This is a genomic window from Pseudomonas sp. AD21, assembly GCF_002878485.1.
Classification (GTDB): domain Bacteria; phylum Pseudomonadota; class Gammaproteobacteria; order Pseudomonadales; family Pseudomonadaceae; genus Aquipseudomonas.
This window is the reverse complement of record NZ_NQYG01000055.1, coordinates 1-13,712: the sequence shown is the minus strand read 5'-3', so window position 1 is coordinate 13,712 and position 13,712 is coordinate 1. Positions and strand designations below refer to the sequence as shown.

The window sequence follows — 13,712 nt, the reverse complement described above, 5'->3', positions numbered from 1 at the left end:
GCACCTCGCCCGAGGGCTGCCGGATGTCGGATCGCGCCTGACACCTCCCCGATTCAATTAAACATCAGACCTTTCTGACAGACCCACCCACGCCTGCTTGCAGGACATTTCTCTTTCACCGCCCAGCCCTTGTAGGCTCGCGCCAGATGCCTAGATTGGGGTCCTCCTTCGCACTTTCGCGACCTCCGAGGAAGCCCATGCAAACCTATCACCTGTTCATCAGCCATTCGTGGAACTACGCCCACGCTCACGACAATCTGGTACGCCTGCTCGGCGCCAAACCGGATTTCAGTTTCAAGAATTTTTCCGTGCCGCCGCACAATCCGATCCTGGGCGCGCAGACCGACAAGCAGCTCGAAGAAGCCATCGAAAACAAGATTCGCCCTTGCTCGGCGGTGCTGATCATGGCCGGGATGTATTCGACCTACAGCAAGTGGATCAACAAGGAAATCGAGATCGCCAAGCGCATGGGCAAGGTGATCATCGCGATCAAGCCGTTCGGCGCCGAGCGTATTTCCGCCGTGGTGCGTGAAGCGGCGCATGCCGAATGCGCGTGGAACACCAACAGCATCATCGGTGCAATCCGTCAGCACACGGCGGTGTAACCATGCGCAAAGGACTGTTTATCGGCATCAACCACTACGACTACGTCTCGCCCTTGAGCGGCTGTAACAACGACGCAATGGCCATGGCTTCGGTGCTGGAGCGTCACGCCAACGGGCGACCGAACTTCAGCAGCAAAGTGCTGACTTCAGCCGAAGAAAAACTCACGCTCAACCACATGAAACAGCAGATTCAGAGCCTGTTCTCAGGCGACTGTGACGTGGCACTGCTGTACTTCGCCGGTCATGGGCAGTTCGACACCAGCATTGACGAAGGACTACTGATTCCCCAGGACTATCAACCTGAGGGAGACGGTATCCGCATCAGCGACATTCTGGAATGGGCGGACAAGGCCCCGCACATCAAGAACAAAATCATCATTCTCGATTGCTGCCAGGCCGGCGCAGCAGGGGCCATGCGCAACCTGCGTGGCGGCAGCAGTGTGATCGGCGAAGGCGTGACCATTCTCACGGCCTGCAAAAAAGAACAGTACGCCCTGGAAAGTCGCGGCCACGGAATCTTCACCGATCTGTTGCTGCAAGCGCTGCACGGTGGCGCTGCCAACGTACTCGGCAAGGTCACCCCCGGTAGCGTTTACTCGTTTGTCGACAATGCGCTGGGGGCTTGGGAGCAGCGTCCGGTATTCAAGACCAATGTCTCGCAGTTTGTGCCGCTGCGCGAGGTCGCGCCGCTGATTGCCGAAGAGACCCTGCGCAAACTCAAGGACTGGTTCCCGGAGCCGAGCTTCGTGTTCAGACTCGATCCCAGCTACGAGCCCACCGAAGCGCTGTTCGACCCCGAGCACGGCGACATCTTCAAGCAACTGCAAATGTGCAATCGCCACAGCCTGATCGAGCCTGTGGATGCCGAGCACATGTACTACGCCGCCCTGAATTCCACCGGCTGCCGCCTCACCGCCCTAGGTGCTTACTACCGAGAACTCGCCATAAAAGGACATTTCTGATGCCCGTATTCATCAGCTACCGCCACATGGATCGTCCACAGGCCATGGCCATCAATACCCAATTGATGCAGGCCAACATCAAGACCTACCTCGACGTGCTCGACCCGGAATCGCAGACCACCGACGACATCACCGGGGTCATCACGCGCAACATCACCGAGTGCACGCACTTGCTGGCGGTGGTATCAGAGAAAACCGCGTTGTCGTGGTGGGTCCCGTTCGAAATCGGCGAAGCGACGATCAGCAATCGGCGGATCTGCTCGTTCAAGACCGGCCCCACGCAATTGCCGGCCTATCTGGACAAGTGGCCGAAACTGAGTACACCGACCGATGTGGATTTCTTCATCGAGGCTTATCGCAGCGAAGGGACGATCAAGCGCTCAATGACGCTCGACTCGGTGAGCGGCGATCAATCGACGCGCAGCGCCAACAAGATCAATGCCGAGATGTTCCACGAGGGGTTGAAGAACCGGATTCGGCGCGGCTTCTAACCCCACCGGACACAAAAAGCCCCGAACATTCGGGGCTCTTTGTGTCCACCTGCCCTACTTCGGCTCAGGCTTGCGAAACGCATACAGATGCTGGCGCACGATCCCGCCCGGCAGTTCCTTGCCGAACACGCCGTAACGTACCGGCCATTCTTTCGGCGGCAGCTTGAACGTACCGAACAGCATGTCCACCAGCGGCGTGTGGATCGCATAGTTCTTGTAGATGTAATCCTTGTGCCGCGCATGGTGCCAATGGTGGTAGCGCGGCAGCACGATCAGGTAGTTCAGCCAGCCGCCGTTGATCCGCACGTTGGCGTGGGCCAGTACCGCCTGAACACCAACCAGAATCACATAGGCATTCAGCGCTTGTGGTGCGAAGCCCAGCAGCATCAACGGCACCAGCACGCCAGTGCGGGTCAGCAGGATTTCAATGAAGTGCACGCGCGAACCGGCGAGCCAATCCATGTGCGTGCTGGAGTGATGCACCGCGTGTATGCGCCACAGCCATGGCACCACATGGTAGAGCCGGTGCAGCCAATACTGACCGAGATCAGCGACCAGGATCGCCAGCAGAAACTGCACAACGAGCGGCAGGCTTTGCACACTTGCCTGCAAGCCAGGCGACACCGCCCAACCGGCGATATAGCTTGAAGAGGCGGTGATGAAGATCAGGATGAACTGCACCAGCATGTGGCTGACGAAAAAGTAGGTCAGGTCGGTGCGCCAGTGCGGGCGCAGGATGTTTTGCTCGGGATCCTTGGAATAGAGCTTTTCCAGAGGAATAAACACGATCGCCGACACCAGCAGCGCCAAAACAAACCAGTCCAGACCCAGCGAGTAAGGCGTCTGTCCGATCGAACTGACCTGGACATTGGTGCCACCGAGGAACACCGCCAGCCCTGATGCAACCAGACCAGTAATCCCCAAGCGCTTGCGTTTGTTGAGCAGGATATTCAGGGTGCCGAGACTGAACGACAGCACCAGACCGAGCAACAGCGTGGTGCGCGCGAACTGCTCGTCATAGACCTTGCGCAGTTCGGCTGTGGTCAGCCACTCGGGAAACAGGAAGCAGAACACCGCCAACAGACTCAATAGCCCGAGGGTGGCGGAAATATAGCCACTGACTCGCCCCTCACCGAACTTGAAGGGTGCGTTACCGTGCCGCTGAAAATAGGCTTTGAGTCTTTCCATAACTGATCTTCCGTGATTGCGAAAACTGCGACTGGTCATTGCGACGCAGGCAGAAACAAAAAAGCCACGGTGACCGTGGCTTTTTGTGAATCACTGCTTGGGCGCGGGAGCCGGTGCAGTGGCTGGCGGCGGCGCAGTCCCCGGCCCGGCCGGTTTCGGTGCCGCGTCGTCGAACAGGTTCAGCCGTTCGCGCAGCTCATGCGCCGGCACCGGTTGCTGATCCGCCGGCAGCGCGTTCGGGTCGACTGACGTCGCCGGCGCGGCGCCGTTCTCCCCTTCTATTGCGGGCTTGGCCGGGTCGGCGCCTTGCGAGCCTTCGATGGCCGCTTGCGCCTTCTTGGTCAGCACCACGATGTCGATACGGCGGTTGACCGGGTTGAACGGGTTCTCCTTGTCGAACAGCGCCGACGAGGCATAACCGACGACCCGCGCCACTTGCCCGTCCGGATAGCTGCCCGCCACCAGCGCACGCCGCGCGGCGTTGGCGCGGTTGGCCGAGAGCTCCCAGTTACCGAAATCACCGGTGCCGGTGTACGGCTTGGCGTCGGTGTGGCCGCTGATGCTGATCTTGTTCGGCACTGCCTTGATGGTGTCGGCCATGGCCAGCAGGATGTCTTCGAAGTACGGCTTCAAGCGTGCAGAACCCGAGTCGAACATCGGCCGGTTCTCGGCGTCCATGATCTGGATGCGCAAGCCGTTCGGGGTGATCTCGAAGAGGATCTGATCCTTGAACTTCTGCAGCTGCGGGTTCTCGTCGACCTTGTTCTGCAGTTCTTGCAGCAACAGCTCCAGACGCTCCTTCTCGACCTGCTCGGCCATGCCTTCAACCTGTTCGGTATCGACCGTGACCTTGTCCGGTTGCGGCTGCGACTTCACCTCAGGGTTGAGGGTATTTTCCGGGGCCAGGGTCGGCGTACCGCCCAGGTCGATGATGTACGGCGTGCCGCTTTCGGAAAAGCCGACCGGATCCTTGAAGTAACCGGCGATGGCGATCTTCTGCTCCGGTGTGGCGGTGGACAGCAGCCACAGCACCAGGAAGAACGCCATCATCGCCGTGGCGAAGTCGGCGAAGGCGATCTTCCACGCCCCGCCGTGATGCCCGCCGGCTATGCGCTTGACGCGCTTGATGATAATCGGCTGATTATTTTCCATTTCTTAGCGACCGCGAACCGCTTGTTCCAGCTCGGCAAAGCTTGGACGGTGCGCCGGATACAGAACCTTGCGCCCGAACTCCACGGCCAGCGATGGCGGCATGCCGGAAGCCGAAGCGACCAGCGAGGCCTTGATGGCTTCGTAGACGTTCAGTTCTTCCTTGGCATCGTGGGCCAGGGAGTGCGCCAACGGACCGAAGAAGCCATAGGCCGCGAGAATACCGAAGAAGGTACCGACCAGTGCCGCGCCGACGTGCAGACCGATGGATTTCTGATCGCCTTCACCCAGCGAGGCCATGGTCACCACGATACCCAGTACCGCCGCGACGATACCGAAACCGGGCATGGCGTCGGCGATGCCGTTCACCGCATGGGATGGATGCTCGAGGTCTTCCTTGAGGCTGTAGAGTTCCATGTCGAACAGCCCTTCCAGTTCGTGCGGCGCCATGTTGCCGGACGACATGATGCGCAGGTAATCGCAGATGAACGCGGTCATGCGCTCGTCTTTGAGCACGGCCGGGTACTTGGCGAAAATCGGGCTCGCGGCGGCGTCTTCGATGTCGCCCTCGATGGCCATCATGCCTTCGCGGCGACTCTTGTTGAGGATCTCGTAGATCAGGCCCAGCACTTCCAGATAGAACGTGTGGCTGAAACGCGAACTGAACATGCTCAGGGATTTCTTGAGCACGTGCATCGTCATGTAACCGGGGTTGGCCTGGAGGAATGCACCGAGGGCCGCACCACCGATGATCATCACCTCGAAGGGCTGGATCAAGGCGGCAATTTTGCCGTGGGAGAGCACGTATCCGCCGAGCACGCTCGCGAATACGACGATGATGCCGATAATTTTAGCCATAGGTAGAAAGTACTTACTGAGTCGGGTTCAAGGTCATATTCGGAAGTTAAAAAATCTCTTCTTCTACTTATCGGCAAAACTGCGCCAGACTATAGCCAGTTCAGGCGAAAAGCCAATTTAGCCCATGCCGGGCGCGTCTACAGTCAGTGAAGATCTCGTCCAGACATGGCTAATGAAACGAACGTCCTACACGCAAAACCGACCACCCTTGAGGGCTGGGTAAAGTTGCTCGATGGCGTGCGCCTGCCCGTGCCGCAGGAGGCTCACGACAAGGTGTGCCGCGCGATCCGCGACAACCGCAGCTCGCTGCGCGACATCGCCGACCTGATGCAGGACAGCCCGGCACTGGCCTTGAGTATCATCCGTGAGGCCAATCGTCACACCCTCGGCACCATGGCCGCGCCGGCGGAAAATCTCGAGGTGGCGATCAATCGTCTAGGCCTGGCGCGTACCGAAGAATTGCTCGCACGCCTGCCCGTCGAACCGCAGATGCAGATTCCCAAGGCCCTGCGCCAACTGCAGCTGATCAGCCAGCACGCCACGCAACAGGCCAACGGTTTTTTCGCCAGTCGCCTGGCGCGACTGTGGCAGGACATTCATTGGGGCAGCCTGTTGTTTCTCTCGCCTTTATGGCCGCTGGCGCTGACGTACCCAGAGTTGCTCGAAGAGTGGGAACTGCGGGTGATCCACAAGGGCGAATCGGCCCCGGTGGTCGAGCAGCAACTGTTTGGCGTACGCCTGCTGAAGGTCGCCGAGGCGCTGGTGCAAGTCTGGCACCTGCCGATCTGGGTGCAGCAAGGCTATAAGTTGCTGCTCAGCGAACAGCGTGAACTGGTCAAAGTGCTGCGCATCGCCCGCGACAGCGAACATCCGCTGCGCCAGCAAAATCGCCTCGATGACGATCCGACCCTGCGCCGCTGGCTCAACCAGCCGGCCAACACCGTGCTGTTGGCCAACGGTCTGGCGCTGTCCGCGCAACAGGCCTGGGACAGTCCGCACAGCGAACGCTGGCAATACCTGACCAGCCTTTATCTGCAGATTCCGATGGATGAGGTGCAGCAGCAGTTGCACCAGCAAGCCGCCAACAGTGCGCGCCAGCATGCCATGCCCGATCTGTGGCACCCGGCCGTTTCATTATTATGGCCGTGGGGCACCCATCGTTTGCCGGCCGGGATGCTGCCCGCAGCCGCGCCGAGTGCCGAGGATCTGACTCAATGGCGCCGGCAATGCGCCGAATTGCTGGCCGAGCCGAGCCGCTTCACCAATGCCATGAGCCTGACCGTCGCCGCCCGCGATGCCCTGGTCGCCAGCGGCATGCGCCGGGTGATGATTCTGATGGCCGATCGCACGCAGTCCAATCTGCGCGTGCACCAGACCTTCGGCCTGCCTAAAGAAGCCGCCGCGCTGAATTTTGTCGTCAGCCAGAGCAAAGTCTTGCAACGGTTGCTCGCGCAGCAGGCGCAGGTGCGGATCAACCCCGAGAACAACGCACAATTCTCCGCGCTGCTGCCGCAAGGCCTGCGCTCGCTGTTTCACGGCGAACACCTGTTCCTGCGCTCGCTGGTCAATAACGGCCGGGTGATCATGATCGTCGTCGCCGACCAGGGCGGCGGGCCGTTCGCCGACATCACCGTGCAGGCTTTCGGCAAAACCGCACAGTGCATCGAAAAAGCCCTGCACAGCTTTAGCAGCCGTGGCCGATGAGGCTGCGCTACAATCCCCCCCTTTGTGCTCTGGAGACCTCACATGTCTGACTTCTCTGGCTTGCCGCTCGTCATCGAGCCGAGCGACCTGCTGCCTCGGCTTGAGTCTGAAGAGCTGATTCTGGTGGATCTGACCAGCGCTGCCCGCTATACAGAAGGCCATCTCCCCGGCGCACGCTTTGTCGACCCGAAACGCACCCAGCTCGGCCAGCCGCCGGCGCCGGGGCTGCTGCCGGCCAAGGCCGATCTGGAAGCCTTGTTCGGTGAACTGGGCCATCGTCAGGACGCGGTCTACGTGGTGTATGACGACGAAGGTGGCGGCTGGGCCGGGCGTTTCATCTGGCTGCTCGACGTGATCGGCCACGACAAGTACCACTACGTCGACGGTGGTCTGCCGGCGTGGCTGGAGGCAGGCATGCCAATGTCGATCCAGGTGCCACCGGCAGTCGGCGGCCCGGTATCGTTGACACTGCTCGACGAGCCGACGGCAACGCGCGAATACCTGCAAAGCCGCCTCGGTGCTGCCGATCTGGCGATCTGGGACGCCCGTGGGCCGCTGGAGTATTCCGGCGAGAAAGTACTGGCCGCCAAGGCTGGGCACATTCCGGGCGCGGTGAACTTCGAGTGGACCGCCGGCATGGACAAGGCACGCCAGCTGCGGATTCGCACCGACATGCCGCAGATCCTCGAAGACCTGGGGATCACCAAGGACAAAGAAATCATTACCCACTGCCAGACCCATCACCGGTCGGGCTTCACTTATCTGGTGGCCAAGTCCCTCGGTTATCCGCGGGTCAAGGGCTACGCCGGTTCCTGGGGCGAATGGGGCAACCACCCCGATACGCCTGTCGAGATTCAAGGTTCTAAGGACAACTAATGAAAGAGCGTCTGTTTATCCTCAGCCAGTACCTGCTGCCTCATCACCTGCTGTCGCGCCTGGCCGGCTGCGTTGCCGAGTGCCGTGTGCGCTGGTTCAAAAATGCCTTCACCCAGTGGTTCGCCAAGCGTTATCAGGTGGACATGTCGCAAGCGCTGGTCGAAGACCTGACCGCCTACGAGCACTTCAACGCCTTCTTCACCCGAGCCCTGAAAGACGGCGCGCGCCCACTGGACGAAACCCCGGGCGCGATCCTCAGCCCGGCCGACGGCGCGGTCAGCCAGCTCGGTCCGATCGAACACGGTCGCGTGTTCCAGGCCAAGGGCCACAGCTTCAGCGTGCTGGAACTGCTCGGCGGTGACACAGCCAACGCTGCGCCGTTCATGGGCGGCGACTTCGCCACCATCTACCTGTCGCCGAAGGATTACCACCGCGTGCACATGCCGCTGGCCGGCACCCTGCGCGAGATGGTCTACATCCCGGGCCGAATCTTCTCGGTCAACCAGACCACCGCCGAAAACGTTCCGGAGCTGTTCGCCCGCAACGAGCGTGTGGCGTGCATCTTCGACACCGAGCGCGGACCGATGGCCGTGGTACTGGTCGGCGCGATGATCGTCGCGTCGATCGAAACCGTGTGGGCCGGTCTGGTCACTCCACCGAAGCGTGAACTGAAAACCTTCCGCTACGACGAAGCCGCTCGTGCGCCGATCCATCTGGAAAAAGGCGCTGAACTTGGCCGCTTCAAGCTGGGTTCGACCGCGATCGTGCTGTTCGGGCCGGATCAGGTGAAATGGGCTGAAGAACTGGTCGCCGGTTCGCCAGTGCAGATGGGTCAAGGCCTGGCGCTGCCAACAGCCTGATTCGTTTTCGATGAGAGCGGCTTCGGCCGCTCCCACCGATTGCTGTAATTGCTGCTATGGTTTTTGGCATGAGCCAGACCATTTCCCCACCGCTGCTAAGCACCCCGACTCCAACGCAGTCGCGCCTGTCGTTCTGCGAAGCCACCCCGCGCGACCTCAAACGCTGGATCGCCGGCCTGCCCAAGGCCAACATCGGCGAAACCGCCCGCCAGTTGTATCAAGGCCTGGGCGAACTCAACCTACTGCTCACCCCCAGCGATAATCGCCTGCAACTCTTGGAGCTGCTGCGTCCCGAGGTGTATTTCGTCTGCCAGCATCTGGAACGGCACTTCCTGCATCAGGCGATCATGCTCGACGATCGTTCGCGCAAGATCAGTAACCTGTGTCAGGCACTGCAAAGTCAGCTGGCCATCGGTTACAAGCAGATCGTTCTGCGCATTGCGCCCAAGTACAACAAGGATCGGGCGACGCTGGTCAGTCAGGCCCTGCAACGAGCCGCGCATGCACTCAAGGGGCAACTGCAGCGAGCCGCGCAGCTGTATAGCCCGGCACCGGAACAGCTGTGGTTCGAGCTGCATCAGTTGTACCGCTGCGCCTGCGGATTGCAGCTGCAACAGCGCCGCGTGCATGACGATCTGGCGAGCCTGACCACCGAACTGAGCCTGGAACAGACCTACATTGCCGCCCTGCTGCTGGGCAGCGCTCGCTGCAACCAACTGCGCCAGAACCAGATCGCACGGCTGGCTGAAGTGCTGGAACCGTGGAGCGCCCAGCTCAAGCTGCATTTTGGCGGCACGGACGACGGCCTGTTCGCCATCAGCGCCGAACTGGACACCGGCCCGCGCTACCGCAGCATGTTTCGCAAAGAACAGCAGGGCGCCCTGCTCGGCTTCAATCCGCAAGCCCTGGTGAATGTCATCGAAGCGCATTTACTGCATCAGGAGACCTCGACGCCCCTGCCCGTCCCGGCAGGACTGAGCCTCGACACCCTGCAACATGTGCACGCCAGTTGGGGCCAGACCGCCGAGCGCAGTTTTCAGCGTACCCCAGGCCAAGGCAACCTGACCGTGTGCGTGGGCATGAGCGCCCTGCACTTTTATCTGGGCGGCGAGCGCACCTTCAGCGAACTGCTCAAGCACCCCGGTGCCCGTGCCGCCAACTTCAGCAGCGCCGTGGCCAAGGGCGAAAAGGACAGCTGGAGCCAGGCTTTCGACGCCGCCCCGCAAAGCAACGCGGATGAGTTTCTGCCCTACGAAGAAATCCAGTACGACCATATCGGTGAAGACGAAAGCACAACCGACCACACACCGCACTACCCGACCTATACGTTGCCGGTGATCAACCACAGTCCCGGTGGTTATTGCCTGGGCTGGCCGAGCGAGGTGCCCGCCGAGTTGCAGGCCGGGGAGATGGTCGGGATTCAGGACAGTTCGAATCAGGGCTGGAGCATTGCGGTGGTCCGATGGATTCGTCAGGTACGCGGTGCAGGAGCACAAATGGGCATCGAGCTGGTGGCGCCGTACGCCGAACCCTGCGGTTTGCAACTGGTGCGTTCGCGGGACGATCACAGCCACTATTTGCGTGGCCTGTTACTGCCCGAGATCAGCGCCATCGACTTGCCCGCAACCTTGCTCGCACCGCGTCTGCCGTTTCAGGAAGGCCATAAAGTGTTGATCAACACCCACGGCGAAGAACACCGCGCCGGACTGGATCGACGGGTGGCGAGTACGCACAGTTTCAATCAGTTTGCCTATCGCTCGCTGGAGGCCGCGCACAATGGCGGGAGCGAGGAGGATTTCGATTCGCTGTGGAAGTCGTTATAAGCGCACGGCATTGGATTGGCGGTGTGGCCATCGCGAGCAGGCTCACTCCTACAGGGGATCTCCAATGTCCAAAGATCCAATGTGGGAGCTAGCCTGCTGGCGATGAGGCCAGTTCAGACAGCAGAATTCTTAAAGCTGCCCGTCGCGGTCGCGAAAGCCCAACAGATACAACACACCATCCAGCCCCAGGGTGGAAATCGCTTGCTTGGCCGACTGTTTGACCAGCGGCTTGGCGCGGAAGGCCACACCCAGCCCGGCGATCGCCAGCATCGGCAGGTCATTCGCGCCGTCGCCAACCGCAATGGTCTGCTCCAGACGCAGGCCTTCCTTGTGCGCCAGTTCCGTCAGCAGATCAGCCTTGCGCTGGGCGTCGACAATCGGCTCGATCGCCACGCCGGTGCACTTGCCGTCGACCACTTCCAGTTCGTTGGCGAACACGTAGTCGATGCCGAGCCTGGCCTGCAACTGCTTGGCGAAGTAAGTAAAGCCGCCGGACAGGATCGCCGTCTTGTAACCCAGTCGCTTGAGTTCGGCGAACAGGGTTTCGGCGCCTTCGGTCAACCGCAGCGACGCGCCGATCGAGTCCAGCACGCTGACGTCCAGGCCCTTGAGCAACGCCAGACGCTCCTTGAAACTGGCACGGAAATCCAGTTCGCCGGCCATCGCCCGCTCGGTGATGGCCGAAACTTGCTCGCCCACACCGGCCGCTTTGGCCAGCTCATCGATGACTTCGGCTTCGATCAGCGTCGAGTCCATGTCAAACACCGCCAGACGCCGGTTGCGGCGGAACAGCGAATCTTCCTGAAAGGCGATATCGACGTTCAGCTCTTGGGCGACGCTGAGGAATTCAGCGCGCAGGGCCTGCGGATCAGCCGCTTCGCCACGCACGGAGAACTCGATGCAGCCCTTGCCCTTGTCCTCTGGCGTGTCCAGCGGCATGCGCCCCGACAGACGGTCGATATGGTCGATGTTCAAGCCATATTTGGCGGTGATCGAGCTGACCGCCTGCAATTGGCCGGCGGTCACTTTGCGGGTCAACAGGGTGACGATGTGGCGTTTCTTGCCCTGATTGCCCACCCATTGCTGGTAATCCTCTTCGGACACCGGGGTGAAGCGCACCTGCTGATCGAGCTCGTAGCCCTTGAACAGGATGTCCTTGAGCACGGCTTTGCCTTGCTCGGAATCGGGAATCTCGACCAGGATGCCGAACGACAGGGTGTCGTGGATCACCGCCTGACCGATGTCCAGGATGTTCACACCACCCTGGGCCAGAACGCCGGTAATGGCCGCAGTCAGACCCGGACGGTCGACTCCCGTGATGTTAATCAGGACGATTTCGCGCAACGCGCACCCCCGCAACTGGAAAAAAACCGCATTCTACCCACTTTCAGTGACCATCGGGCACCGCGAGCGCTTTGCCGGTCTAGGGCCTGTCGCTATACTGCGCGTCAACTTCACGGACAAAAGAGCCGAGCTCAGTGAACCGGCCCACGCCAGTTAAAACCGATAACTTCTTCCTGCTGATCTTCCGTGCACTGCGTCATCGCCGTGTACCGATTGCATTGCGCATTGCCAGCCATAACGTGATCCTGGTCGCTCTGGCCCTGGTGATCTATGCCGGGGTGATGGGCTTGCAGTTCAAGCAGGCCATGCACGAGCAGGCCGATGCGCTGGGCGAAAGCCTGACCACGCAGACCGCCACCTCCGCCACTGAACTGTTGGTGTCCAACGACATCCTCAGTCTCAACGTGCTGCTCAACAACCTGACCAAAAACAAACTGGTGGCCCACGCGGCTATCTATAGCGTGGACAACCGCATCCTCGCCGAATCCGGTCAGCGCCCCAAGCACAGCCTGCTGGGCGAAGCCGAGGGCATGTACGAGAGCAAGATCACCTTCCAGGACGTGACGGCCGGGCAATTGCGCATCAGCCTGGACATGGATCAGTTCCAGCAGCCGATGACCATCAGCCTGCAGAGCATGGGCATTCTCAGCGCAATCCTGCTGGCGCTGTCACTGGCCTTGAGCCTGCGCATGGGCCGCTACCTGTCCACGCCGCTCCTGCAATTGCGCGTATGGCTGCGCAATATCGACGAATACACCCCGGGCACCGACCGTCAGGACGAGATCGGCGATCTGGCGCGCCAGCTGCACGCCAACTTCGCTCCGGAGCCTGCGCCAAAGCCTGAGCCTGAGCCGGAACCCGAGTTCGAAGAAGAGGATGAGCCGGAGTTCGAAGTGCGCAATCTGCGTGACCCGAGCTTTGACGAAACCCGCCCGCTGGCCGCGCAAAAGCCGGCGCCGCGCCACGTGGTCAGCACTGTCGAAGACGATGAAGACGACGACGCGTTTGCCGACCTGCGCGACGAATCGCTGGATGAAGCGCCACAACCGGTCGTACGCAAGGCCACGCCGAGCGTGCCGCAACACAGTGCGGTGCTTGCCGTGCAACTGGGCTCGCAGGAGCAACTGCGTCGCCTGCCGCGTGCGCGTCTGGAAGAGTTGCTGGAACGTTATCGCGATTGCCTCGATCAGGCAGCCTCGCTGTATCAGGGCGAAATCGAAACCCTGAACGACGGCAGCACGCTGATGCTGTTCCACACCGAAGACAGTGGCGACGACTACCTGACCAACGCGATCTGCTGCGGCGAGTTGCTGCGGGCGCTGGGTCATCAGTTGCAGATCGAAGTCGCCGACAGCGGCATCACCCTGCAATTGCAGCTGGGCCTGACCCTGGGCGATGAGCTGTTCGGTCTGAGCCAGATCGACCTGCTGCTGACCGATTCGGCTCAGGATGCCCTGGCCCTGTCGCAGCACAGCCGCAACCTGCTGCTGGTCGAGCGCAAGATCGGTGACGACTCGCTGATTCGCCAGCGTGCACGGATCCGCCCGATCGCCAGCCCTGAAGGGGCTTGCTGTGTGGAGCGCTTGATGGAGCCGTATCCATCGATGCTCGAACGGCAACTGGCGCGGATGCATGAGCGCCGGGCGTAAGCCTTAGACCTGAAACACAGAAGCCCGCAGACGAGTGATTGTCTGCGGGCTTTTTTGTTGCCTGTACCGGCCCCTTCGCGAGCAAGCCCGCTCCCACACTTCAGCGCCCACATTCCCTGTGGGAGCGAGCCTGCTCGCGAAGAGGCCAGCCCACACAATGCGGATCTTCAACTGCTGCATCGGTTGTACGACGCTCATCACTT

12 protein-coding genes are annotated in these 13,712 nt (G+C 61.0%); 8 read left to right on the top strand and 4 right to left on the bottom strand.

Annotation, left to right across the window (positions count from 1 at the left end; all coding sequences use genetic code 11):
• Positions 1-197: 197 nt before the first annotated feature.
• From PseAD21_RS23535 to PseAD21_RS23525, 3 genes are read left to right on the top strand one after another with little or no spacing between them, the layout of a single operon-like run.
• Entirely contained in the window at positions 198-605 is a 408-nt protein-coding gene (locus tag PseAD21_RS23535) for a TIR domain-containing protein (RefSeq protein WP_102358172.1), read from the top strand.
• 2 nt (positions 606-607) lie between these two features.
• A complete protein-coding gene (locus tag PseAD21_RS23530; RefSeq protein ID WP_102358171.1) occupies positions 608-1,567 on the top strand; it encodes a caspase family protein in 960 nt (319 codons plus the stop codon).
• The gene (locus PseAD21_RS23525; RefSeq protein WP_102358169.1) at positions 1,567-2,058 is read left to right on the top strand and encodes a toll/interleukin-1 receptor domain-containing protein; all 492 of its coding nucleotides are present in this window, start codon (positions 1,567-1,569) and stop codon (positions 2,056-2,058) included. The genes PseAD21_RS23530 and PseAD21_RS23525 overlap by 1 nt, the downstream gene beginning before the upstream one ends.
• Before the next feature lie 54 nt (positions 2,059-2,112).
• Here the strand turns inward: PseAD21_RS23525 and PseAD21_RS23520 are convergent, their stop codons facing one another.
• The 3 genes from PseAD21_RS23520 to motA form a co-directional block, all read right to left on the bottom strand.
• Positions 2,113-3,246, bottom strand: coding sequence for a sterol desaturase family protein (locus PseAD21_RS23520; protein WP_102358168.1), 1,134 nt, complete (start codon positions 3,244-3,246; stop codon positions 2,113-2,115).
• A 90-nt stretch (positions 3,247-3,336) separates the two neighbouring features.
• Positions 3,337-4,398, bottom strand: a complete 1,062-nt coding sequence (gene motB, locus PseAD21_RS23515) for a flagellar motor protein MotB (RefSeq protein WP_102358166.1) — start codon at positions 4,396-4,398, stop codon at positions 3,337-3,339.
• Between the two features lie 3 nt (positions 4,399-4,401).
• Positions 4,402-5,253, bottom strand: coding sequence for a flagellar motor stator protein MotA (motA, locus tag PseAD21_RS23510; RefSeq protein WP_007952169.1), 852 nt, complete (start codon positions 5,251-5,253; stop codon positions 4,402-4,404).
• 165 nt (positions 5,254-5,418) lie between these two features.
• Here motA and PseAD21_RS23505 point away from each other — a divergent pair, with 165 nt between their 5' ends.
• The 4 genes from PseAD21_RS23505 to PseAD21_RS23490 all read left to right on the top strand — a co-directional run bounded on the left by PseAD21_RS23505 (position 5,419) and on the right by PseAD21_RS23490 (position 10,516).
• The gene (locus tag PseAD21_RS23505) at positions 5,419-6,957 is read left to right on the top strand and encodes an HDOD domain-containing protein (protein WP_102358165.1); all 1,539 of its coding nucleotides are present in this window, start codon (positions 5,419-5,421) and stop codon (positions 6,955-6,957) included.
• A gap of 42 nt (positions 6,958-6,999) precedes the next feature.
• The gene (gene rhdA / locus PseAD21_RS23500; protein WP_102358163.1) at positions 7,000-7,833 is read left to right on the top strand and encodes a thiosulfate sulfurtransferase; all 834 of its coding nucleotides are present in this window, start codon (positions 7,000-7,002) and stop codon (positions 7,831-7,833) included.
• Positions 7,833-8,693, top strand: a complete 861-nt coding sequence (asd, locus tag PseAD21_RS23495; protein ID WP_102358162.1) for an archaetidylserine decarboxylase — start codon at positions 7,833-7,835, stop codon at positions 8,691-8,693. The genes rhdA and asd overlap by 1 nt, the downstream gene beginning before the upstream one ends.
• Positions 8,694-8,761: 68 nt before the next feature.
• Positions 8,762-10,516, top strand: a complete 1,755-nt coding sequence (locus PseAD21_RS23490) for a molecular chaperone (RefSeq protein WP_102358161.1) — start codon at positions 8,762-8,764, stop codon at positions 10,514-10,516.
• Between the two features lie 129 nt (positions 10,517-10,645).
• Here PseAD21_RS23490 and serB read toward each other — a convergent pair whose 3' ends face one another.
• Entirely contained in the window at positions 10,646-11,860 is a 1,215-nt protein-coding gene (gene serB / locus PseAD21_RS23485) for a phosphoserine phosphatase SerB (RefSeq protein ID WP_102358159.1), read from the bottom strand.
• A 134-nt stretch (positions 11,861-11,994) separates the two neighbouring features.
• On the opposite strand from serB, the gene PseAD21_RS23480 reads away from it, so the two are divergent.
• Complete coding sequence (locus tag PseAD21_RS23480) at positions 11,995-13,509, top strand: AhpA/YtjB family protein (RefSeq protein WP_102358158.1); 1,515 nt, start codon at positions 11,995-11,997, stop codon at positions 13,507-13,509.
• The last annotated feature ends 203 nt before the right edge of the window (positions 13,510-13,712 follow it).

Bases quoted from the DNA above. Each gene is read 5' to 3' on its own strand.
- PseAD21_RS23490 (WP_102358161.1), top strand. From the start codon at position 8,762: ATGAGCCAGACCATTTCCCCACCGCTGCTAAGCACCCCGACTCCAACG.
- motB (WP_102358166.1), bottom strand. From the start codon at position 4,398: ATGGAAAATAATCAGCCGATTATCATCAAGCGCGTCAAGCGCATAGCC.
- asd (WP_102358162.1), top strand. From the start codon at position 7,833: ATGAAAGAGCGTCTGTTTATCCTCAGCCAGTACCTGCTGCCTCATCAC.
- PseAD21_RS23520 (WP_102358168.1), bottom strand. From the start codon at position 3,246: ATGGAAAGACTCAAAGCCTATTTTCAGCGGCACGGTAACGCACCCTTC.
- rhdA (WP_102358163.1), top strand. From the start codon at position 7,000: ATGTCTGACTTCTCTGGCTTGCCGCTCGTCATCGAGCCGAGCGACCTG.
- motA (WP_007952169.1), bottom strand. From the start codon at position 5,253: ATGGCTAAAATTATCGGCATCATCGTCGTATTCGCGAGCGTGCTCGGC.
- PseAD21_RS23505 (WP_102358165.1), top strand. From the start codon at position 5,419: ATGGCTAATGAAACGAACGTCCTACACGCAAAACCGACCACCCTTGAG.
- PseAD21_RS23535 (WP_102358172.1), top strand. From the start codon at position 198: ATGCAAACCTATCACCTGTTCATCAGCCATTCGTGGAACTACGCCCAC.
- PseAD21_RS23525 (WP_102358169.1), top strand. From the start codon at position 1,567: ATGCCCGTATTCATCAGCTACCGCCACATGGATCGTCCACAGGCCATG.
- PseAD21_RS23530 (WP_102358171.1), top strand. From the start codon at position 608: ATGCGCAAAGGACTGTTTATCGGCATCAACCACTACGACTACGTCTCG.